Origin of the sequence: Streptomyces hygroscopicus (assembly GCF_026168105.1) — a bacterium.
Classification (GTDB): domain Bacteria; phylum Actinomycetota; class Actinomycetes; order Streptomycetales; family Streptomycetaceae; genus Streptomyces; species Streptomyces hygroscopicus_D.
On the sequence record NZ_LBMW01000029.1, the window covers coordinates 48,063 to 70,136 of the forward strand.

Genomic DNA, 22,074 nt, shown 5'->3' on the forward strand with positions numbered 1-22,074 from the left:
TTCGCAGGTGTTCGCGGCTGCCCCTCGCCGGAGTCCTCCTCACCCCGTCTGCGGGCGGACGATCACGACCGGACAGTCCGCGTGCAGGGCGACGTGATGGCTGACGGACCCCAGCAGGGCCCGGGCGAAACCGCCCCTCCCCCGGCTGCCCACGACCAGGGCCTCGGCCCCCTCGGCCGCCCTCAGCAGCACGTCCACCGGGTTGCCGCGCACCACAAGGGCCCTGACCGGGGCGGGGGCCTCGGTCCCCAGCACTTCCCTCAGCTCCTGGGCCAGCGCCTGCCGGGCGTTCTCCTCGTCGAATTCGGCGTCCACCGCCGGACCCGACCAGCCGAACATTCCCGGCAGCTCCCACGCGGCCACAGCGTCCACGGTGCCGCCGACCAGACAGGCCTGCCGGACGGCCCAGCGCAGCGCCGCGTGCGAGGACGGTGACCCGTCGACGCCCACCACGACACGCGGCTTCGAGGCATCCGTGTTCATACGTCGTCCCACCTCTCCGGCGGCCCGTCGACGGCCGCGCCCACGCCCCCGCCTCCACGCTGCGCGACTCCTGGGCAGCCCGCCACGCGGGGGCCGCCGAGGGCGTGGCGTACGACCCGGTGACGCCCGCACCCTTCGCGGTCGGCACGGCGACCGCGGGGCCCCTGGCAAGGGGCCGACCGGGCGCCCGTCGGCCCGGCCGGGCGGCGGTGGGGCCGAACTGCTCGATGAAGCGGCCGGTCAAGAGATCGGCACTCTGGGCGCGGAGACCGTGGCAGCCGGGGCGTCGAGCGGACCGTCACCCCCGTCCCGCGCCTGTGCCGCGTCAACAGGTGCCTTACGGGTACCCGCTCCGAGTAGGTCTCGAGCAAGGAGGGACACGGTGAGCGGATCATCGGTAAAGGCGGTGGGCTGGGCACGCTCCCTGCCCCTGAACAGCGGGGTGAAGGCGGCCCGTGACTGGGCCCGTGCCCATCTGGACTCACTGGGCTGGACCGATGACGCGCCGCAGACCGCTGACGCGGTTCTGCTGACCATATCGGAGTTGGTCACCAACGCCCATGTGCATGCGCACAGTTCCGCGCAGCTGGTGCTGACCTGGGACACCCGCTGTCTGCACGTCGCCGTCCACGACGCCTCCACCGAACTGCCCACGCCTCGTCCACCGAGCGTCGAGCACGTGGGCGGGCGCGGCATGCTGCTCGTGGACGCACTGGCCGACGAGTGGCAGGCCCGCGCCTGCCCCGACGGCAAGATCGTCCACGCATGCTTCAGGCCACCTGCCTCCACCGCGAAGCCGGTCCGTTCCTGACCGGCCGATGCGCGTCGCGAAACACAGGTGCGAGGGGCGACGGTGCCGCGTCCGGCCGATCGCCGCGAGCCTTGGAGCACTGAGCAGAAGATGACCAGCAGTCCGCACGATCACCGGTCCCGCTCCGGCGCCGACGCCCTGCCCGAGGCGGCCCCGGACAACGGTCCCGCCCTCACCCGTGAGGAGTTCGACGCTCTCTTCGACACCGTACGGGCCTGGGGCCGTTGGTCCCCCGCAGCAGCCGGCCGCGGTGCCTGGAACGGGGTCACCCCCGAGCACTCACGGCGGGCCGCGGCACTGGTGCGTACCGGGACCACCGTTGCGATGGCCCTGGCCTGGAACACGGTGGCGGGTCCCGACAACGGCAGGCCCGCCCTGCACTACATGTCGGACCTCGGGGACGTGGAGGCGCCCGAGCCCTCCTGCCACAAGGACTTCATTGCCGCCGACTACCACGGCAAGGGCATCAGCCACCTCGATGCGCTCTCCCACATCGCCTACCGGGGGCGGCTCTACGACGGCAGTCCCGCCCGCGAGGTCGTCGACGCCGCAGGCGCCCGCTTCGGGTCGGTCGCGGCTCTCGGGCCGCTGGCCACCCGGGGCGTCCTCCTGGACATGCCCGCGGTGCTCGACACCGAGTGGCTGGAGCCCGGCACGGCCGTCCACGCCGCGGACGTGCTCGCCGCCGAGAAGGCACTCGGGGTGGCCATCGGCGACGGGGACGCGGTGCTGCTGCGCTCAGGTCGATTCCGCCGTCGCGCCGAGCTGGGGGCCTGGAACCCCGACGCCGTCAGCGCCGGCTTCCACGTGGATGCGATGCCCCTGCTGTCCGACCCGGGGGGTCGCTCTGCTCGGCGCCGACGGCGACAACGACGTACGGCCCTCGCCCGTCGAAGGGCTGCACTCCCCCGTACACGCCCTGGCCATCACCGCGATGGGCGTCCCGCTGCTGGACAACCTCGACCTCGAAGCGCTCTCCGCTGCCTGCGCCGAGGCGGGCCGCCATGAGTTCCTGCTGGTCGTCGCACCGCTGAACATCCCCGGCGGCACAGGCTCGCCCGTCAATCCGGTCGCGATGCCGTGACACCGGACCTCGGTCGCGACGCCGCAGCCGGCACCCCGCCGTCTCGTCAGTGCACCGCGTCCGAGAGGCGGACGAAGCTGTGGCCAGTGGCCAGCAGGTGGGGGACGGCTGCGGCGATGCCCCGGGCGGTGCCGCCCTTGGGGTGGTTCATATGGCAGATGACGATGGACCCGCCCTGCGCGGCCGCCACCGTGGTACGCACCTGCTCGGGAGTGAAGGTGGCGCCACCGTCGCCGTTGACGGAGAAGTTGGCGAAGCGCTCTCCCAGGTCGGTGACGATCCGGGCCGCGACGTCGTCGCAGTACGCCGTACCGGACCGGAAGAAGCGCGGCGGGGCGCCCAGCAGGCGGGTGAGCTTGGCCCGGTTGCCGGCGATCTCGTCGAACACCTCGGCAGCGCTGCGGGTGCCGGGGATGCCGTAGGCGGAGCGTCCGTTGACCGACAGCGGGCGGTGCCGGGTGCCGTGGTTGGCGATCTCGAACAGCGGCTCGGCGGCAAGCCGGCGGAAGACCGCCGGATTGGCGTCGATCCAGCGGGAGTTGATGAAGAGGGTCGCCGGTACCTCCCGTTTGCGGAGGAAGTCGATCAGCGCTTGGTCGTAGCCGCTGCCTCCCGGGCCGCCGCAGGCGTCGAAGGTCAGCGCGATGACGCGTTTGGTGGTCGGCAGCTTGTGCACCACTCCGGGTGCCTCGAAGCCCCAGGTGTGCGGCACGGCGCGTCCGTAGCGGGCCACGATCTCGGCGCGGGTGAATGCGGGCGCCGCGGCCCCGGACGGGGTACCCGTGGCGCTTGCTGCCGGTGAGGACGGTGCAGGGGCGGCGGAGTGCCCGCCGCTCGTATCGCTCTTCGGGCCCGCGCAGCCTGCCAGCGCGCTTCCCGCCAGTGCGGCCAGCACAGCCCGGCGACTGGGTGTCATGCACTCTCCCACCTGGTCGAACGATGTTGCCGAGGGGCAGCCGCCACCCGCCATCGCAACCGTACGCGGTGCAAGTACTGCGACCGGGAAGGCGGCGGACAAGGGTTCGCCAACAATCCTTTGGAGATCATTTGCCCTGTCCTCTTCGCGCCCTGCCAGTGGGGTGAGCCGAACATCGCCCGGACGCCCTGGTGCGGGGGCAGGTTGGACGCAGGATTCCGGTTGGCGACGGCGTCGGCAAGGAGATGTGCGGCGTCGGCTCCGAACGCCGGGGCGTAGCTGATGTAGTCGACGTTCGCGTCGTTGCCGCCACCGTTGTACCCCCCGAGGTTGCCGATGACATGGCCGGTGCGTGCGTCGTCCTCGTAGTCGGTGATCCACGGGCTGCCGGACACCCCGCCGTAGTAGCCACCGCAGGTCATGGACATCTGGTGGTACCCCGGTAGTCGCCTGGTCGGTACGGTGCACTTGACGGCCCGTCCGGCATCGTTGCCGTGTTTGTGAGCCGGATAGCCCACGACGGTGACTTTGTTGTTGTAGCCGGACGGGCGGGTGAAGGTCAGTCCGCCTCCCACGGCGTCCTGGAGTTGCCGGCCACGCTGGTTCACCGAGACGCGGGCGAAGGCGGTGTCCAGGTCGGACCACGGCTTCCTGGTGGTCGACGAGCCCTTGTCCGGCACGTAACGGGGGTCGATGAACACGCGCTGGATGTGGAAGATGCCGTACGGCTGCCGGCCGGGAGCCGCGCCCTTGATGAACTTCGGTACGAAGATGTAGTTGCTCTTGATGCCCAGTCCGCAGTGTCCCGCGGTGAGGATCACGTTCCTGGCCGGGGTGTCGATCACACTGCCGGTGCACATCCAGTCGGTGCCGTTCGGGCTGCTGGAGCCGAAGAACGTTCCTATGAGGCGGGTCCCCCCGAACATCGTTCCCTTGGGGATGCCTGCCGCCCGCGTCATCGGCTGCTTCGGGGCGGACGGCGCTGACCGGAGGGTGTCCAGCGGGCGGGCATTCGCCATGCGCCGGGCGGTCCAGTACTTGGCGGCCTGTCGAGCCTCCCGTCCTGCGTCCGCGGACGGGTGGGCGACCACGGCCGGAAGTGGCGAGGGTGAATGCGCGGCGGAAGGCGGGTGCGGCGACGGTGGCGCGGCCCATGCGGCCGGGGCGGCGGTACCGAGTACGGCCGCGCACAGAACAGCGACGACCGCCAGGTGTCTTCGACACGGGAACAATTCCACTCCTCCTGGTTTCACGGAATCGGGGCTTGGAGGACAGGCACGCCGACCTTGCCGTCGCCTCACGGGAATGCCGGACCGATTGCCTTTTCATGTCCCGGCAGCCCCGCGAGAAGCTCGCGGTAACAGTGGTGGATACGGTGACCAGTTGCACGCAACGGCACGGGGCAGCAGCTCTTGAGCTGTGATTCCCTTTCGTGCCGTAGGGCCAAAACGGCCGCCCTGGCGCCGACTCGGGCGGTATCGCATGCCTCGCCTCGAGCAGTCATGCCGACGAGGCTCGGCGGCGACAGCGATGGAGCGCCACGGCGATGCCGGTCGTGGAAGGACGCGCGGGTCTGCACAAGGTCAGATGGCGGACGAAACTGGACAGATCGCCGCAAAGTTTTTCCCACCAACCCCCAGGGCGGCACCGTTTGAATGATCGAAGCAGCGGGGGGGTTAGCATATGAGCACCGCCTAGCTCGAAAGATAAACCTGTGACTGTCAACGACGACTCGTTCACCAACTGGAAGAACCGCGAGGAGATCGCGGAGTCGATGATCCCGATCATCGGGAAGCTGCACCGGGAGCGGGACGTCACGGTCCTGCTGCACAGCCGCTCCTTGGTGAACAAGTCGGTGGTCAGCATCCTCAAGACCCACCGATTCGCCCGGCAGATCGCCGGGGAAGAACTCTCGGTCACCGACACGCTGCCGTTCCTGCAGGCGCTCACCACACTCGATCTCGGGCCGTCCCAGATCGACATCGGCATGCTCGCCGCGACGTACAAGACCGACGACCGCGGTCTGTCCGTGGCGGAGTTCACCGCCGAGGCCGTCGCCGGTGCCACGGGCGCCGACAAGATCGAGCGCCGGGAGCCGCGCGACGTCGTCCTCTACGGGTTCGGCCGCATCGGCCGCCTCCTGGCCCGCCTGCTCATCGAGAAGGCCGGCTCCGGGAACGGTCTGCGGCTGCGTGCCATCGTCGTGCGCCAGGGCGCCGGCCAGGACCTGGTCAAGCGCGCCTCACTGCTGCGCCGTGACTCCATCCACGGCCAGTTCCAGGGCACGATCACCGTCGACGAGACGAACAGCAAGATCATCGCCAACGGTCACGAGATCCAGGTAATCTACTCCGACGACCCGACGTCGGTGGACTACACGGCGTACGGCATCAGGGACGCCATCCTCATCGACAACACGGGCAAGTGGCGCGACCGCGAAGGCCTGTCGAAGCACCTCCGCCCCGGCATCGACAAGGTCGTTCTGACCGCACCGGGCAAGGGCGACGTCCCCAACATCGTCCACGGCGTCAACCACGACATGATCAAGCCGGACGAGCAGATCCTGTCCTGCGCGTCCTGCACCACCAACGCGATCGTCCCGCCGCTGAAGGCGATGGCGGACGAGTACGGCGTCCTGCGCGGCCATGTGGAGACCGTCCACTCATTCACCAACGACCAGAACCTGCTGGACAACTACCACAACTCCGACCGCCGCGGCCGCTCGGCGCCGCTCAACATGGTCATCACCGAGACCGGTGCCGCCTCCGCCGTCGCCAAGGCGCTGCCCGACCTCAAGGCGAGGATCACCGGCAGCTCGATCCGCGTCCCGGTGCCGGACGTCTCGATCGCGATCCTGAACCTGCAGCTCGCACGCGAGACCACCCGCGAAGAGGTGCTCGACTACCTCCGCAATGTGTCGCTGACCTCGCCGCTCAAGCGCCAGATCGACTTCATCAGTGCCCCTGACGCGGTCTCGAGCGACTTCATCGGCTCGCGTCACGCCTCGATCGTCGACGCGGGTGCCACCAAGGTCGAGGGCGACAACGCGATCCTCTACCTGTGGTACGACAACGAGTTCGGCTACTCGTGCCAGGTCGTCCGGGTGGTCCAGCATGTCTCGGGCGTGGAGTACCCGACGTACCCGGCGCCGGCGGTCTGACCCCCTGCGGACGGTTCGATCCGGTGTGCCGGCGGGCGGAGCGGCGGTGCCGCGCCATGGCCGGCACACCGGCGTGTTCTCTCGTCCGGCGGTTGACGGCTCCTCACGCACGCGTCCCGGCCCGCCCGTTCACCAGCCCGGAAGACACGCACAGGGCTTGCTCCACCGTCTCATCGACCGCCGGACGCTGGTGGGGACACGACGGGACGATGACCCCCCACACATGGCGGCTCAGGCCGCCTCGGCGGCTTCCGGCGGCGAGCCGACAGGGGTGAGGGTGGCGGTGCCGTCCGTCAGACGGAGGACCACGTCGGCATGGGCGGCCAGGCGCTGATCGTGGGTGATGAGGAAGGTGGTACGCCCTGCCGCGAGGCGTCGCAGGGGTGGCAGGATGCGGGCGGTGGAGGCGTCGTCGAGGCCCGTGGTGGGCTCGTCCAGGATGAGCACGGGCGCGGTGCGCAGCATCGCGCGGGCCAGGGCGATCCTGCGGCGCTGGCCGCCGGAGAGATGGCCGCCGCGTTTGCCGACAGGGGTGTCGTAACCATCTGGCAGGGCGCTGATGAACTCATGGGCGTCGGCTGCGGCGGCAGCGGCGAGCATGTCCCCTTCGGGGGCGTCGGGGCGGCCGTAGGTGATGTTGTCGCGGATGGTGCCGTCGAACAGCATGCTGTCCTGGGGCAACAGGGTGATGTGCCGGCGCAGTTCGTCCACCGCGAGATCGCCGATGTCATGGCCGTCGAGGAGGATACGGCCCTGAGTCGGCTCGTGGAAGCGCAGCAGGAGCTTGCCGAGCGTGGACTTGCCCGATCCGCTGGGTCCGGTGACCGCCACCAGGAGTCCGGGCGCGATGTCGAGGTCGAGGCGGTGCAGCACACGGCGGTCGGCGCCGGGGTAGGAGAAGCCGACGGCCTGGAAGGTGACGGCGCCGCGGACCGGCTCGGCCGGGGGCCGGACGTCCGGTCGGTGGTCGGGGTCGGCGGCGGGCCGGCTGCGCAGGACTTCGAGGAGTCGTTCGCAGGCGGCGGTGGCGGAGGAGGCGTGGACGAGGAGTTCGCCCAGTTCCTGCAGTCGGGGGTGGAGGTAGCCGAGGTAGGCGGCGAAGGAGAGCAGGCCGCCGACGGTGAGGTGGTGCTCCGAGATCTGCCAGGCTCCGGCGCCGATGACGGCCAGCACGCTGACGGTTTCGATCAGTTCGCCCAGAGGCCCGTACAGCGCCGAGAGTCTGATCTGGCGCAGGCCGGTGCGCATCCAGGTACGCCCCTCACGGTGGATCTTGCTGCGCTCGGCCTGCTGTCGGCTGTAAGCCTGCACCAGGGGCATGTTGGCCAGGCTCTCCTCGAGCAGGGAGGCCAGTCGCCCGTTGCTGTCGCGCTCCGCACGGCTGGCGGTCCGCATCAGGGTGCCGAACACCCGTGCGCCGAACCAGATCAGGGGCGCGGCGGCCAGGGTGATCAGGGCCAGCTGCCAGCTGGTCCAGAACGCGGCCACGGCGAAGACCAGCGCTCCGACGACCGAGGTGATCAACTCGACCGGGGCGGAGGCCACCAGCGACTCGACGGCCTCGATGTCACCGGTCAGACGGGAGACCAGATCGCCGGTCCCGTAGCGGTCCAACACGTCCGGCGGGAGCTGCTGAAGATGCTGGAAGACTCGGTCGCGCAGGCCGAGCAGGAAGTGCTCGCTCATCCAGCCCGAAAGGTAACTGCCCGCGGAGGAGGCCACCGCACCCGCCGCGGCGAGACCCAGCCACAGCATGGCGGGCCCCCAGAAGGCGCGGAGGTCGCCCGGGGCGAGCACATCGTCGGTGAGTTGGCCCGCCAGGCCGATCGCGGCCGTGTCACACCCCGCGGCGACCACCAGCAGCACCGCCGACACCACCACCGCGGTGCGGTTGACGCGCACCAGCGGCCAGAACTTCCGAAACGCCGCCCATGGCGAGATACGGGCATGCCGTGTCCGCGCTTCTACGGCGGGGGCGGGCATGGCGATCTGTGCAGCAGTATTCATGCCTGGCCGACACTCCCTGAAGATTTCCCACGCGACGGTGTGCCGGGATCCGTCCGCCTCCTGGAGGCGGACGGATCCCGGCACGGCCGGACGAGCTACTGAAGGGCTACTTGCCGGCGGCCTTCTTGTGCTTGCGGTGGTGCTTCTTGTGGCGGCGGCCCTGCGCCGCCTTGCCTGCGCAGCCGACTGCCTTCTTCTTGGCCTTCTTCACCAGCATGATCTTGTCGAACGCCATGACTGATACCCCTTTCTCACGGCCCGTCAACCGGGGTTTCCGATGTCCGCGGATTCCTTCTCACGCGGCGCCCATGAATACGGGAATGGAGCATGGCCCGTTCAAAGGGGATTCACATTTAACCTTGCACCTTTTCTCTTACCGAACCCCTTACCGAATCCCTGCACAAGGAAGGGAACCCTTTAATTCCCCTTGGGAGTGCACCCCTCAGCCTTCCGCCCGGGCGGGGCGGGCTGCCGTCCGTCTGCGGCTGCCGAGGAGCACTCGGCGCGCGGGCTGTTCGACCGCCGTGTACAGCGCCCACGCCAGACCGAGGGACACGAGGAAGACGGCCGCGGCCGAGGGGAGGGCCTGGAGCGCGGGTAGATGGGGACGGGAGACGAAGAGCCGCTCCGCGACACGCATCACCAGTATGTGGATCATGTAGAAGGCGAACGACCACTCCCCCAGGACAACGAGCCGGCGCCGACGCCAGAAGGACGGCAGTCCCCTCAGGTCGGCGACCGCCGCGGCAGGGATGAGCAGGCCCAGGCCGACGATGGTGCAGGCGGCGGGGCCGTACGCGCCGGGGAGCTGGCGGGTCAGGAAGTAGCCCACGACGGTGAGGGCGAGCGAGACGTCGAGCCCCGGCCCGCGCCATGCCCCGAGGCGTACCAGGCGGCCGAGTGCGGCGCCGAGGACGAACTCGGGCAGGCGGGCGGCGGGGAAGCTGGCCAGGATCCAGTCCGGCGCATAGTGAATGTTGGCCCAGGGCAGCACGATCACCAGTGCGCCGCTGACGACCGCCACCGCGGTGAGGGAGCGAGGGCCGATCCTGCGCAGGGCCGCGTACAGCGCGGGGAAGGTGGCGTAGAAGAACGCCTCGCAGGTGAGGGACCAGCTGACCGGATTGAGGGCCTGCCACCAGTCACGCTTCCAGGAACTGACGAGCAGCAGGTTGGCCAGCGTCTCCGAGGTCCCGCTGGGCGACAGGGCCGGGACCAGGGTCAGGGAGAGCGTCAGGGCGAGCAGGGCCGTGACCAGGTGGACGGGGTAGACCCGGGCCAGGCGGCGGAGCCAGAAGACGCGTGCACTGTCTCCTTCGCGGGCGGTCCAGGCCAGTACGAAGCCGGAGAGGATGAAGAAGAAGGACACTCCGGCGGAGCCCGCCCCGAACGCCCAGTCGACCAGTCTTCCGCCTTCGCCGCCGAAGTAGCCGAAGTTCCGCACGTGGTAGACGAAGACCAGAAATGCGGCCATCCACCGCATCCCGGTCAGTGACGGCAACTGCCCACCGAGGGCTGGGCCTACGACGACGGGGCTGTTCTTCTCCGCCAGCAGAGTCATATGGCCACCTGCCCGGAACGGCAGGAGGTCATCAACCCGGCAGGGACGACCGGCGAATGGGAGACTATTGTGAACAATTGGCGCATGGTGAAGTGAGAACTGTTCCTTGCGGTTTGGGATTTCCGGTCGACGCCGGCACGGCACACATCACGCCGGGCGACGCGGCCCTGGGGCGGGCGGTCGCGGCGGCGGGCAGTCGGGCCGTGGCGGAAGCACCTCAGGAAGGCAGTTGACCGGCCCGGTCGACCATGGCGGTGCACTGAGCGGCGGAAGTGAGCCGTACCCGGCGGGGACCGTCGTCGGGGACGAAGTGCTCATCCACGCAGGGCGAGATCGGCGTCCGTCTCACCGGTGTGCTGCCGTGCTCCGTCGGCTGGGCCTCAGTCGGCATGACGGCGACTCGGATTCAACTCGTGCATGGATTAACACCCTTCGCGCAGTAGGTATCGCAGTGCAGCCCCTTGTGGTCACACGCCCCCCGGCTCGCCGAAACGAGCCCGCCGGCCCGTCTCGTTATCGATCCGTTACCAACGTCTACAGCATGGACCGTAGCAGGCCCCAGCGAACACCACCGCACAGGGCGGCGCAGCCGTGCAGGCAACAGTCCTGGATTACACAAGTCCACGACGGTATCCCCACGGGGTCACAGAAGTTTCACAAGCCGTGCCCTGAATCACCGCTCCGGATCGACGGGGTGCATCCGGTGACCAGACGTCTCAGGCTCGGCCGTGCGCCTCCTGGGAGCGGCGCGACAGCGCGTCGATGACCGCGGCGGCGAACAGCACCCCGCCGGTGATCACGAACTGGAGAGCGATAGGGGTGTCCGTGATCGCCATGCCCGAGGCGATCGACTGGATGATCAGCGCGCCGAGCACCGCGGACCAGGTCGTACCCCGTCCCCCGAACAGGCTGGTGCCACCGATGACCGCCGCCGCGATGGCGTTCAGCAGCAGGACGCCCGAGCCGGAGGACTGGCTCACCGAGGTGATCCTGGAAGCGAGGAACAGGCCGCCGACCGCGGCCATCGTGCCCGAGACCGCCAGCACCGCGGTCTGCACCCGCACCACGCTGAGGCTGGCGCGGCGGGCCGCCTCGATACCGCCGCCGAGGGCGTAGACCTGTCGTCCGTAGGGTGTGCGGCGAAGGACGACGTCCAGGCCGCCCACCAGGGCGAGGAAGATCAAGAGAGCCAGCGGCAGGCCCTGGAACCTGTTCAGCACATATGCGGCGGCGAACGCCACCACTGCGAGCAGTCCTGTGCGCGCCCCGATGCTCCGGAGCGAGCGGTGCGGCAGGCCCATGGCCTGGCGGCGTCGCCTGTCCCGGTAGGACATCAGGAAGACCAGGCCCGCGGCGAACGCCGCCACCCCGTAGGCGACGCCCTCATTGCTGAAGTAGTAGCTGGTCAGCTTGGCCACGAGGCCGTTCTCGTCGAGGTTGATGGTGCCGCTCGTGCGGAGCATGTAGAGCATGAGGCCGTTCCAGGTGAGCAACCCCGCCAGCGTGACCACGAATGCCGGCACACGGGTCTTCGCCACGGAGAAGCCTTGTACGGTCCCCGCCGCGGTACCCACGAGCAGCGCAAGGATGATCGCGAGCCATTCCGGCACCCCGTTGTTCACGTTGAGCACGGCGAAGGCGGCCGCCGCCAGACCGCTGATCGAGCCGACCGACAGGTCGAGTTCGCCGATCAGCAGCACGAAGACGATGCCGACCGCGATCAGTCCCGTGCCCACGATGTCGACACTGAGATTGGACAGGTTCCGGGGTGAGAGGAAGTTCGGGTTCAGCAGCTGGAAGACGATCCATACCGCGACCAGGACGAGGACGACCGGAAGCGAACCGAGTTCACTCGCGATGAACCTGCGCCGGCCGGCCGCAGTCCAGCGCTGCACGACATCGGCGATGGCTCGTCCGGGCCGCGACGGACGGGGATCGGCGGTGTGCGCGGCGGCCTCGGCCTGCGGGTTGTCCCTCTCGTTGCGCATCCCTTTCACCAGTCCACCTCCCGGTGGGCCATCCGGCGGGGCACGTTTTCCGTGGCACCGGTGATCGCGGCGACGATCTGTTCCTGAGACGCGGTGTTCACGTTGAAGAAGCCGTTGTTGCGCCCGAGCCGCAGTACCGCGGCCCGGTCCGCGAGGGCTTTGACGTCGGCCAGGTTGTGGCTGATGAGCAGAACGCCCACACCGCGGTCACGCAGATGATCGACAAGGTCCAGAACCTCGCTGGTCTGCTCGAAGCCCAGGGATGCGGTCGGTTCGTCCAGCAGAAGGATCCGTGGGTCCCAAAGGAGCGAGCGGGCGATGGCGACCATCTGCCGCTGGCCGCTGGACAGGGAGACGACCGGGGCGCGCAGATCGGGGAGGCCAGTCGACAGGCGCTCCAGCAGATCCCGGGTGCGGCGCTCCATCTCCACCTCGTCGAGGAATCCGAGCCTGCGGGTCTCCCGCCCGAGGAAAAGGTTGCCGACGACGTCGAGGTTCCCGCACAGCGCGAGGTCCTGGTAGACGGTGGCGATGCCGAGATCCCGGGCATCGTGGGGGCGCCGGATCGGGACCGCCCGGCCCTCCCACTCGATGACGCCCGTGTCCGCGGGGGCAACGCCCGCGATGGCCTTGACCAGGGTGGACTTGCCGGCCCCGTTGTCGCCCATGAGCGCGACCACCTCGCCGGCGCGAACCTCCAGCTCGATGTCGGCAAGGACCTGGACGACACCGAAGCGCTTGCAGATACCGCGCAACGCCAGCAGGGGTGGAGTCGCCACGGAAACCCTCTCCTTCCGTCGGCCTGGCCGTGGTGACCCGGCCTAGCCGGTGAGCCCGGCCCTCTCACAGGCCGCACTGAGCCGGAGCGTGCAGATCTGCTCGATCGTGTACACCCCGCCCTTCACCAAGGTGTCCTTGATGTTGTCGGCGGTCACGGCCACGGGAGTGAGCAGGACGGCCGGCACCGCGTTCGCGCCGACAGTGCTCACCTTGGCGGTGGCGATGCGGTCCAGGCTCTGTCCGCGGGCCGCGGCCACGGCCATGGTGGCGGCTGCGGCGGCCTCGGGGCGGAAGGACTTCCACACCGTCATGTACTGTTCGCCGGCGAGAATGCGCTGTACGGCCCCGAGATCCGCATCCTGACCGGTGATGGGGGGCAGCGGGCTGACCTTGTTCGCCTTGAGAGCGGAGATACTGCCGGCGGCGAGGCTGTCGTTTGCGGCGTAAACTCCGTTGATCTTGTCCGCGCCGAGACCGGCGATCGCTCCTGCCATGTTCAGGTTGGCAATCTCCTGCCGCCACATGGACGTGTCGTACATCGCAGCGATCTTCACTCTGCCCTGGAGTACGGACAGGGCGCCCTTCTTGAACAGGATCGCGTTGGGATCGCTGGGGTCGCCGTTCATCATGACGACCTGGTTGCCGTCCCGCCTCTGGCTCATGGCCTTGAGGAGCGCCCTGCCCTGGAGCCTTCCGACCTCCACGCCGTCGAAGGAGACATAACCGGAAATGGGGCCCTGGGCGAGGCGGTCGTAGGAAATCACCGGGATGCCCGCGTCGTGCGCCTTCCTCACCGCGGCTTCGAGTGCCTTGGCGTCCTCGGCCACGAGCACCAACGCATCGACTCCTCTGGTGATCATGGAGTCCACCTGTTGCTGCTGGGTGGCCACATCGCCCCTGGCGTTGGCGTGCTCCACCGCGCAGTCGGAGCACAACTCCTTGATCTTCTTCTCCAGCAGGGGCCTGTCGTCCGTCTCCCAGCGCGCCGTGATGACATCGGGCATCAGCAGGCCGATCTTCGGGGCACTCTCGCGCTCGACGCTGTTCCCGCCGGTCTGTCCGCAGGCCAGAGGAGCAACGGCCACCGACAGAGCGGCCACGGCGACGGCCGCGGTCCGTACGCAGGTCTTCATGCGCGAGACCTCCCATGGGGCCTTCCGAGGCCTTCCAGGGCCTTGCACCGGAGCCGGGGCGGCAGGAGGCACCACGTCCGCCGTCCGCACAGCACGCCGCGCGGCGAACGGGCGTAGCCGGCCGAGTCACGGCTGCGCTGTCGGTCGGCGAAGTCCTCGACGTCGTCGCCCGGGGTTGCGGCCTGTGCTCGTCGGCGGGGGCGCACGGACGAAGCGCCCGCCCTGGCGAGCACCGGGACCTGTGCCGTGGCGCAGGACGGTGTCCGGCCCCCTCGCCATGCCACGCGTACGGGGAGGCAGAGGCCCGGCGGAAGGCGGCCAGCCACGATGCGGGCACCGGGCGCGGTGCGCCTGAAACGTACCGCCTGGAAATGACAAGACGGCCACGTCGTCAGTCTGGCATCGGCCGGGGCGGCCTGCGAGCGCAACTGGTGCCGCCACCGGTGCGGCGGCACGCGGCGCCGGACCGCCCCGCGCGCACGGCTCCCGGTCCCGGGCGGCGGAAGGTCTGCCGGGACGGCGACCCCCAGACATCGGCGGCGGGCATCCGCGCTGTGCCAACCGCCGCTCCCGATACGCAGCGGTCCGGTCCGGTCACCGGGCGTGGCAACCGCCTCTCCCGGTCCGCGGCCGCATGCCCGTGGGCGCTGTCACAGGTGACACGAGCCCTGAACAAGCGCTTAGATAGTCAATTGCCGACGTCCACTGCTCGGAGCTGGAGGCCCCGTTGCTGTTCGCATCCGTCGAAGATGTCTCCGCACGCCTCGCCGGGACGGGATATCTGGCCTCGCCCGCGGTAGCCACGACGGTCTTCCTGGCCGACCGGCTCGGCAAGCCGCTCCTGGTGGAGGGCCCGGCCGGAGTCGGCAAGACGGAACTCGCCAAGGCCGTCGCGCAGGTTGCCGGGGCACGGCTGGTCCGGCTGCAGTGCTATGAAGGCGTCGACGAGTCACGGGCGTTGTACGAGTGGAACCATGCCAAGCAACTGCTGCGCATCAGCGCGGGCCGTGACGAGACGTGGGACGAGACGCGCACGGACATCTTCAGCGAGGAATTCCTGCTGGCACGTCCACTGCTGACCGCCATCCGCGGCGACGATCCCAAGGTGCTGCTGATCGACGAAACCGACAAGGCCGACGTGGAGGTGGAAGGTCTGCTGCTCGAAGTGCTCAGCGACTTCCAGGTCACCGTCCCGGAGCTGGGGACGATCACCGCGGCCAGCCGGCCCTTCGTGGTCCTCACGTCGAACGCGAGCCGCGAGTTGTCCGAGGCGCTGCGCCGCCGCTGTCTCTTCCTGCACATCGGCTTCCCCGAGGCGGAGTTGGAACGCCGTATCGTCCGCCTGAAGGTACCGGGCCTCGACGGGGCGCTGACGGATTCCGTGGTGCGGGTGGTCGGGGCGCTGCGTGAAATGGACCTGCGGAAGGTGCCGTCGGTCGCCGAGACCATCGACTGGGCGCGCACGCTGGTCGCGCTCGGAGCGGACACCCTCGACGAGACCGTCGTACGAGACAGCCTCGGCGTGCTGCTCAAGCATCAGGACGACATTCTCAAGGCGGCGGCCAAGCTCGACCTGGACGCCGTGTGACCGCCCCCGCGCCCGAGGCGGGTGTCACCGCGCGGCTGACGGGTCTCGTCGGCGCGCTGCGCTCGCACGGCGTACGGATCGGCACCGGCGAGACCGTGGACGCCGCGCGGGCACTGGAGGCGCTGGGTCTGGCGGACCGGGAGCGGCTGCGCGAAGGGCTCGCCGCCACACTGCTGCACAACGCGGGGCAGCGGCGCGTGTTCGATCCGGTCTTCGATGTGTACTTCCCGCTGCGTGTCGGGGCACCGGGCACCGAAACGCCCCCGGACCGAGAGGCGCTGCGAGATCGCCTCGCGGAAGCTCTCGCGGCCAACGACCAAGCGATGACGGCGCAGTTGGCGGTACAGGCGGTGGCCGGCTTCGGCGCGTACGGATCCTCGCCGGGGTCGCAGGGCTGGTCGTCGTACCAGACGCTCGACAGGCTCCGTCCGCAGACGCTGATGGCGCGCGTCCGCGACACCATCAGGGCGCAGGCCGAAGGACCGGAGTTCACCGACCGGCTGCTCGAGGACGAGGTCCGCCGACGCATCGAGGTCTTCCGTGTGCAGGTCGCGACGGAGGCGCGGCGCCGGGTCGCCGAGCGGCGCAGCCAAGACGAGATCGCGCGCAGGGCGGTGGCCACCTCGGCCGACCGGGTCGACTTCCTGTACGCGGGGCAAACTCAACTCGCCGAGCTGCGCAGGGTGGTTCAGCCGCTCGCGCGCAAGCTGGCAACCCGGCTCGCCGCACGCCGCCGCCGCGCCGCCCGTGGCACCGTCGACCTGCGGCGGACCCTGCGCGGGTCGCTGTCGACGGGCGGGATCCCGATGCACCCCGTGCTGCGCCGGCGCCGTCCCGTGCGGCCCGAACTGGTGCTGCTGTGTGATGTGTCGGGCTCCGTATCGGGTTTCTCCGACTTCACGATGCTGCTGGTACAGGCGCTGCGCGACCAGTTCAGCAAGGTGCGGGTGTTCGCCTTCGTCAACCGGATCGACGAGGTCACCGGGCTTCTGGTCCCCGGTGCGGCCGATCCGGCGGGGCTGGGTGCCCGGGTCCACTCCGAGGCGACACTGACGGGCTGGCACGGCAGCAGTGATTACGGCACCGCCTTCGGCGAGTTCACCGAACGGTACCCCGACGCGGTGGGGGCCCGGACGACCGTGTTCGTCCTCGGTGACGCCCGAACGAACATGAGTGACCCCAATCTGCCGGCCGTGCGGGAGATCTCCCAACGGGTGCGCCGTCTCTACTGGTTGAACCCCGAGCCGCGCTCCCAGTGGGGCACCGGTGATTCCGCCGCGCCCGCCTACGCCGAACTCGTCGAGATGCATGAGTGCCGCAACACCCGGCAGCTCGGCGCACTGATCACCCGCCTGCTCCCGGTCTGACCACATCAGCGGCCGCACGGATGCGTACGGAGTTGGTGCAATCGACGGAATCGCCCGGGCCCGGGCCGAAGGACGAATCCGCAGTCCGTCTCGGCCCACGGCGTGGCCCACTGCCTTCGGCCCGGCGTTGTGCGCGATCCTGGCCGGGTACACCGCCTGCACGGCCGTCGAGTTCCCCGTCCGCTGCGCAGGCACTGGGCCGCGACTCGCCGAGGAGGACGCATGACCACCCTTGCCGATCCCGTCCCGGGCGGGCGCCCGGGTGACGTCGAGCGGGCCACCGCGCTGGGCGCGGAACTGTCGGCGCGGGGCGTGCACGGCATCGTCCTGGCGTACGTCGACACCGCGGGCATCGGCCGGGTGAAGACCATCCCGACGGCCAGGCTGGCGGCGGCGACCGCGTGGGGCGTGGGGATGTCCCCGGTGTTCGACACCTTCCTGGCGAACGACTCCATCGTCTCCACCGATGTGCTGGGCTCGCCGGACGGTGATCTTCGCCTGTATCCCGACCTCGACCACTTGGTGGTCCTGTCCGGACAGCCGGGCTGGGCATGGGCCCCGGTCGACCGGATCACCCAGGAGGGCGAGGGTCATCCGGCGTGCAGCCGTACCTTCCTGCGCCGTGTCGTCAGGGACGCCGCCCGGCACCACGGCATCACGTTCAAGGCGGCCATCGAGGTCGAATGGGCCATCGGCCAGGGATCCGCGCCGGGGGACGAGTTCGTCCCCGCGATCTCGGGTCCGGCCTACAGCGCCACCCGCCAGGTCGAACTGAGCGACTACACCGTCGAACTCCTGGCGGCGTTCGAGGCCCAGGGCGTGGACGTCGACCAGATCCACCCCGAGTACGCGGCCGGGCAGTACGAGATCTCGGTGCGCGCGCTCGACCCGGTGGCCGCCGCGGACCGGAGCGTCCTGGTGCGGCAGACCATCCGGGCCGTGTCCCGGCGTCATGGACTCAAGGTCTCGTTCGCACCGGCGGTTTCCGCGGAGGGGGTCGGCAACGGCGGCCATGTCCACCTCTCCGCCTGGCGCGACGGCGTCAATCTGCACGCAGGTGGCGAGCGCCGGTACGGCATGACTGCCGAAGCCGAGTCGTTCGCCGCCGGTCTGCTCGCCCACTTGCCCGCGCTCACGGCAGTGACCGCGCCGAGCCCGGCGAGCCACCTGCGGCTCAAACCCTCACAGTGGGCCGGCGTGTTCGCCGTATGGGGTCGCGAGACCCGCGAAGCCGCGGTGCGCATCATCACCGGCACGGCGGGGCTGACCGACCAGGCGGCGAACCTGGAGGTGAAGCCGGTCGACCTGGCCGCCAATCCGTACCTCGCACTCGGTTGCCTCATCACCGCCGGGCTCGACGGACTGGAGTCGTCCGCGTCGCTGCCCGAGGAGGTCGCCGGAGATCCCGCGCGGTTCACCGACGAGGAGGCGGCGGTGCGGGGCGTGCGCCGCCTGCCGGCCTCGCTCGAGGAGTCCGTCGGGAAGTTCCGCGAGGACGAACGGCTGCGCGCCGCATTGGGGCCGGTACTGGCGGACGCGGTGATCGCCGTACGTCTCGGGGAGATCGCCGCCGTGGCCGGGCTCGACGACGAGCTCGTGGCAGCGGCGTACCGGTGGAAATACTGAACCCGGGCGAGGACAGCGGATTTCCATCGACCATCTTGGAGGCGGCCCGGCCGTGAGCAGCCCACCACCCGCCAGCGGGCCGGTCCACGAGGCCGTCGCCGCTCTAAGCCTCGTGGATCACCACTGTCATGGCGTCCTCACCGCCGATCCGGGTCCCGAGGCGTTCGAGTCATTCATGACCGAAGGAGACGTATGGCCCGCGAGCGGCATCACGCCCTTCGACAGCCCCGTCGGAGTGTCGATCCGCCGCCACTGCGCACCCCTGCTGGACCTCTCGCGGCACGCTCCCGCCACGGAATACCTGGCGCGACGGGCGGAGTTGGGCTGGCCGGAGGTGAACCGCAGGTTCATCGCCGCCGCGGGAACGGACGTGTTCTGCGTCGACACCGGCTACACCCCGGAACGCCTCACGACACCCGCGGAGCTCGCCGGCGCCGCGGGTCGTCCGGGGGCAGCCGCGTACGAAGTCGTACGTCTGGAGGCCGTCGCCGAGGCGGTGGCGGCCGAGGGGGTGGAGCCGGACGAGTACGCCGCCGCGTTCGTCGCCGCGACGCGGGAAGCCGTCGACGAGCGGGGCGCGGTGGCGATGAAGTCCGTCGCCGCCTATCGCACCGGATTCGACCTGGATCCCGCCCGGCCTTCGGACGCGGACGTCACCGAGGCGGTCCGGCGCTGGCTGGCCCCGGGAAGTACCGGCCGCAGCGCGCATGCAGCCGGGGACGGCCCTCACCCCCGCCCCCGCCTAAACGACCCCGTCCTCGTACGGCACCTGCTCTGGACGGCGGTGGACATCGGGCTGCCTCTGCAACTGCACACCGGCTTCGGCGACAGCGACATCCGGATGCACCGGGTGGATCCCACCTACCTGACCGACTGGCTGCACCTCACGTCCCGCAGCGTCCCGGTCCTGCTGCTGCACTGCTGGCCCTATCAGCGGCAGGCCGCCTACCTGGCCACGGTCTTCGAGCAGGTGTACCTCGACGTCGGGCTCACCCTGCACCACGTCGGTCCCGTCCGCGCCCGGACGATCCTCGAGGAGGCGCTCGAGATCACGCCGTTCCGCAAGCTCCTCTACAGCTCCGACGCCTACGGGATCGCCGAATTCCACCACCTCGGCGCACTGGCGTTCCGGCGGGGTCTGGCGGGGCTGCTCCAGGACCGGGTGGACACCGACGAACTGAGCCTGCCCGACGCGCGGCGGATCGCGGCGTGGACGGGCCGCGAAAACGCCTGCCGCGTGTACGGGCTGCCCCGGTGAGAGGACTCACCGCGCGGGCACGCTCACCGATGACGTCCGGGTGGGCCCTCGAGGGCCCACCCGGACGTCGTGGTCAGACGAGGTCGAACCGGTCCAGGTTCATCACCTTGGTCCAGGCCGCGACGAAGTCGCTCACGAACTTCTCCTTCGCGTCGTCGCTCGCGTAGACCTCCGCGAGCGCGCGCAGCTCGGAGTTCGACCCGAAGACCAGGTCGACGCGGCTGCCGGTCCACCTGACCTCGCCCGTGGCGGCGTCGCGCCCCTCGAAGGTGTTGGCGTCCTCGGAAGCCGCCTTCCACGTCGTGCCCAGGTCGAGCAGGTTGACGAAGAAGTCGTTGGTCAGGGACCCGGGGGTCGTGGTGAACACACCGAGCGGCTGCTGCTGGTGGTTCGCGCCCAGGACGCGCAGTCCACCAACCAGGACCGTGAGCTCGGGGGCGCTCAGGGTCAGCAGGTTCGCCCGGTCGAGCAGCAGATACTCGGCCGGCAGCCGGTTGCCCTTCCCGACGTAGTTGCGGAACCCGTCGGCGGTCGGCTCGAGCGCGGCGAACGACTCCACGTCGGTCTGTTCCTGCGACGCGTCCACACGGCCCGGTGTGAAGGGCACCTCGACGTCGAAGCCGGCGACCTTGGCGGCCTGCTCGACGCCCGCACCACCGGCGAGCACGATCAGGTCGGCGAGCGAGACCTGCTTGCCGCCGGCCCCGGCAGAGTTGAAGGCCTCCTTGATCCCCTCCAGCGTGCGCAGCACCGTCGCCAGCTGGTCGGGGTCGTTGACCTCCCACCCGCTCTGCGGCTCGAGGCGGATGCGCGCACCGTTGGCGCCGCCGCGCTTGTCGCTGCCGCGGAAGGACGAGGCCGACGCCCACGCGGTGGACACGAGCTGGGACACCGACAGGCCCGAGGCGAGGACCTGGGCCTTGAGGGAGGCGATGTCCTCGGCGTCGATGAGCTCGTGCGTCACCTCGGGCAGGGGGTCCTGCCACAACAGCGTCTCGGCCGGGACCTCCGGGCCGAGGTAGCGCACGACCGGGCCCATGTCGCGGTGGGTCAGCTTGAACCACGCGCGGGCGAAGGCGTCCGCGAACTCGTCCGGGTTCTCGAGGAAGCGTCGCGAGATCTGCTCGTAGGCCGGGTCGAACCGGAGGGAGAGGTCGGTCGTCAGCATCGTCGGAGCGTGGCTCTTCGACGGGTCGTGGGCGTCGGGCACCGTACCCGCGCCGGCGCCGTCCTTCGGCCTCCACTGGTGCGCGCCGGCAGGGCTCTTGAACAGCTCCCACTCGTAGCCGAACAGGATCTCGAAGAAGCTGTTGTCCCACGCGGTCGGGGTGTTCGTCCACGTACCCTCGAGACCGCTGGTGATCGTGTCGCCGCCCTTGCCGGTCCCGAAGGAGTTCCTCCAGCCGAAGCCCTGCTCCTCGAGCGGGGCGGCCTCGGGGTCGGGGCCGACGTTGTCCGCCGGGCCCGCGCCATGGGTCTTGCCGAAGGTGTGGCCGCCCGCGATGAGGGCCACGGTCTCCTCGTCGTTCATTGCCATCCGGCGGAACGTCTCCCGGACGTCGCGGGCCGCGGCGAGCGGGTCCGGGTTGCCGTTCGGGCCCTCCGGGTTGACGTAGATGAGACCCATCTGGACGGCGCCGAGGGGGTTCTCGAGCTCGCGGTCGCCGGTGTAGCGCTCGTCGCCGAGCCAGGTGGACTCGGGACCCCAGTAGACGTCCTCCTCGGGCTCCCAGACGTCCTCACGGCCGCCGGCGAAGCCGAAGGTCTTGAAGCCCATCGACTCCAGGGCGACGTTGCCGGCGAGGACCATGAGGTCGGCCCACGAGATCTGCTGGCCGTACTTCTTCTTGACCGGCCACAGCAGGCGGCGGGCCTTGTCGAGGTTCCCGTTGTCCGGCCAGCTGTTGAGAGGGGCGAAGCGCTGCTGGCCGGCCCCGGCGCCGCCGCGGCCGTCGCTGATGCGGTAGGTGCCCGCGCTGTGCCACGCCATCCGGATCATGAACGGGCCGTAGTGGCCGAAGTCGGCAGGCCACCAGTCCTGCGAGGTCGTCAGCACCTCCGCGATGTCCCGCTTCACCGCCGGCAGATCGAGGCTCTTGAACGCCTCGGCGTAGTCGAACTCCTTGCCGAGGGGGTTGGCCACGGCCGGGTTCTTGGCCAGGATCTTCAGGTTGAGCCGATCCGGCCACCACTGACGGTTTCCGCCACCCTGGGTCGGGTGCGACGCGCGCCCGTGCGCGACCGGGCAGCCACCCTCGTCCCCCGTCTTCGCGTCTACGACGATTGCCTCATGGTTCTCAGACATGAAAATC

16 protein-coding genes and 1 pseudogene are annotated in these 22,074 nt (G+C 69.9%); 7 read left to right on the top strand and 10 right to left on the bottom strand.

The features are described 5' to 3' along the window. Positions 1-39: 39 nt before the first annotated feature. Positions 40-483 carry a universal stress protein gene (locus AAW14_RS25435; RefSeq protein ID WP_265566253.1) on the bottom strand — a complete coding sequence of 148 codons (444 nt, stop codon included), beginning with the start codon at positions 481-483 and terminating at the stop codon, positions 40-42. Between the two features lie 382 nt (positions 484-865). Here AAW14_RS25435 and AAW14_RS25440 point away from each other — a divergent pair, with 382 nt between their 5' ends. Beyond that, positions 866-1,294, top strand: a complete 429-nt coding sequence (locus AAW14_RS25440) for an ATP-binding protein (protein ID WP_265566254.1) — start codon at positions 866-868, stop codon at positions 1,292-1,294. Between the two features lie 90 nt (positions 1,295-1,384). Next, positions 1,385-2,378 (top strand): annotated as a pseudogene (locus tag AAW14_RS25445) (cyclase family protein). A 46-nt stretch (positions 2,379-2,424) separates the two neighbouring features. On the opposite strand, the gene AAW14_RS25450 reads toward AAW14_RS25445, so the two are convergent. Then, entirely contained in the window at positions 2,425-3,294 is an 870-nt protein-coding gene (locus tag AAW14_RS25450) for a polysaccharide deacetylase family protein (RefSeq protein ID WP_265566255.1), read from the bottom strand. Further along, positions 3,291-4,313 (bottom strand): trypsin-like serine peptidase, encoded by a 1,023-nt coding sequence (locus AAW14_RS25455; protein WP_265566256.1) that lies wholly within the window; start codon positions 4,311-4,313, stop codon positions 3,291-3,293. The genes AAW14_RS25450 and AAW14_RS25455 overlap by 4 nt, the downstream gene beginning before the upstream one ends. A gap of 695 nt (positions 4,314-5,008) precedes the next feature. Between AAW14_RS25455 and AAW14_RS25460 the strand changes: the two genes are divergently transcribed. Further along, positions 5,009-6,454 carry a glyceraldehyde-3-phosphate dehydrogenase gene (locus AAW14_RS25460; protein WP_265566257.1) on the top strand — a complete coding sequence of 482 codons (1,446 nt, stop codon included), beginning with the start codon at positions 5,009-5,011 and terminating at the stop codon, positions 6,452-6,454. A 231-nt stretch (positions 6,455-6,685) separates the two neighbouring features. Here the strand turns inward: AAW14_RS25460 and AAW14_RS25465 are convergent, their stop codons facing one another. From AAW14_RS25465 to AAW14_RS25490, 6 genes are all read right to left on the bottom strand, one after another. Next, positions 6,686-8,461: an ABC transporter ATP-binding protein gene (locus AAW14_RS25465; protein ID WP_265566258.1), complete on the bottom strand. Its 1,776-nt coding sequence runs from the start codon at positions 8,459-8,461 to the stop codon at positions 6,686-6,688. A gap of 106 nt (positions 8,462-8,567) precedes the next feature. Then, complete coding sequence (locus tag AAW14_RS25470) at positions 8,568-8,696, bottom strand: hypothetical protein (protein WP_265566259.1); 129 nt, start codon at positions 8,694-8,696, stop codon at positions 8,568-8,570. Between the two features lie 207 nt (positions 8,697-8,903). Continuing rightward, positions 8,904-10,022, bottom strand: coding sequence for an acyltransferase family protein (locus AAW14_RS25475; RefSeq protein WP_265566260.1), 1,119 nt, complete (start codon positions 10,020-10,022; stop codon positions 8,904-8,906). Positions 10,023-10,738: 716 nt separating this feature from the next. Further along, entirely contained in the window at positions 10,739-12,010 is a 1,272-nt protein-coding gene (locus AAW14_RS25480) for a sugar ABC transporter permease (protein WP_265566261.1), read from the bottom strand. Positions 12,011-12,015: 5 nt separating this feature from the next. Next, positions 12,016-12,789, bottom strand: a complete 774-nt coding sequence (locus tag AAW14_RS25485; RefSeq protein WP_265566262.1) for an ATP-binding cassette domain-containing protein — start codon at positions 12,787-12,789, stop codon at positions 12,016-12,018. 42 nt (positions 12,790-12,831) lie between these two features. Beyond that, positions 12,832-13,923 carry a sugar ABC transporter substrate-binding protein gene (locus AAW14_RS25490; protein ID WP_265566263.1) on the bottom strand — a complete coding sequence of 364 codons (1,092 nt, stop codon included), beginning with the start codon at positions 13,921-13,923 and terminating at the stop codon, positions 12,832-12,834. Positions 13,924-14,653: 730 nt separating this feature from the next. On the opposite strand from AAW14_RS25490, the gene AAW14_RS25495 reads away from it, so the two are divergent. From AAW14_RS25495 to AAW14_RS25510, 4 genes are all read left to right on the top strand, one after another. Beyond that, complete coding sequence (locus AAW14_RS25495; RefSeq protein ID WP_265566288.1) at positions 14,654-15,511, top strand: AAA family ATPase; 858 nt, start codon at positions 14,654-14,656, stop codon at positions 15,509-15,511. After that, positions 15,508-16,878, top strand: coding sequence for a vWA domain-containing protein (locus AAW14_RS25500; protein WP_265566264.1), 1,371 nt, complete (start codon positions 15,508-15,510; stop codon positions 16,876-16,878). Before AAW14_RS25495 ends, AAW14_RS25500 begins: the two co-directional genes overlap by 4 nt. 222 nt (positions 16,879-17,100) lie before the next feature. Continuing rightward, positions 17,101-18,504, top strand: a complete 1,404-nt coding sequence (locus AAW14_RS25505) for a glutamine synthetase family protein (RefSeq protein ID WP_265566265.1) — start codon at positions 17,101-17,103, stop codon at positions 18,502-18,504. A 52-nt stretch (positions 18,505-18,556) separates the two neighbouring features. Beyond that, the gene (locus AAW14_RS25510; RefSeq protein ID WP_265566266.1) at positions 18,557-19,762 is read left to right on the top strand and encodes an amidohydrolase family protein; all 1,206 of its coding nucleotides are present in this window, start codon (positions 18,557-18,559) and stop codon (positions 19,760-19,762) included. Positions 19,763-19,835: 73 nt separating this feature from the next. Here the strand turns inward: AAW14_RS25510 and katG are convergent, their stop codons facing one another. After that, a complete protein-coding gene (gene katG, locus AAW14_RS25515; RefSeq protein WP_265566267.1) occupies positions 19,836-22,067 on the bottom strand; it encodes a catalase/peroxidase HPI in 2,232 nt (743 codons plus the stop codon). Positions 22,068-22,074: the final 7 nt, after the last annotated feature.

Excerpts from the sequence above, each read along its gene's own strand:
- AAW14_RS25505 (WP_265566265.1), top strand. The coding sequence starts at position 17,101 with ATGACCACCCTTGCCGATCCCGTCCCGGGCGGGCGCCCGGGTGACGTC.
- AAW14_RS25455 (WP_265566256.1), bottom strand. The coding sequence starts at position 4,313 with ATGGCGAATGCCCGCCCGCTGGACACCCTCCGGTCAGCGCCGTCCGCC.
- AAW14_RS25465 (WP_265566258.1), bottom strand. The coding sequence starts at position 8,461 with ATGAATACTGCTGCACAGATCGCCATGCCCGCCCCCGCCGTAGAAGCG.
- AAW14_RS25450 (WP_265566255.1), bottom strand. The coding sequence starts at position 3,294 with ATGACACCCAGTCGCCGGGCTGTGCTGGCCGCACTGGCGGGAAGCGCG.
- AAW14_RS25435 (WP_265566253.1), bottom strand. The coding sequence starts at position 483 with ATGAACACGGATGCCTCGAAGCCGCGTGTCGTGGTGGGCGTCGACGGG.
- AAW14_RS25470 (WP_265566259.1), bottom strand. The coding sequence starts at position 8,696 with ATGGCGTTCGACAAGATCATGCTGGTGAAGAAGGCCAAGAAGAAGGCA.
- AAW14_RS25490 (WP_265566263.1), bottom strand. The coding sequence starts at position 13,923 with ATGAAGACCTGCGTACGGACCGCGGCCGTCGCCGTGGCCGCTCTGTCG.
- AAW14_RS25475 (WP_265566260.1), bottom strand. The coding sequence starts at position 10,022 with ATGACTCTGCTGGCGGAGAAGAACAGCCCCGTCGTCGTAGGCCCAGCC.
- katG (WP_265566267.1), bottom strand. The coding sequence starts at position 22,067 with ATGTCTGAGAACCATGAGGCAATCGTCGTAGACGCGAAGACGGGGGAC.
- AAW14_RS25480 (WP_265566261.1), bottom strand. The coding sequence starts at position 12,010 with ATGCGCAACGAGAGGGACAACCCGCAGGCCGAGGCCGCCGCGCACACC.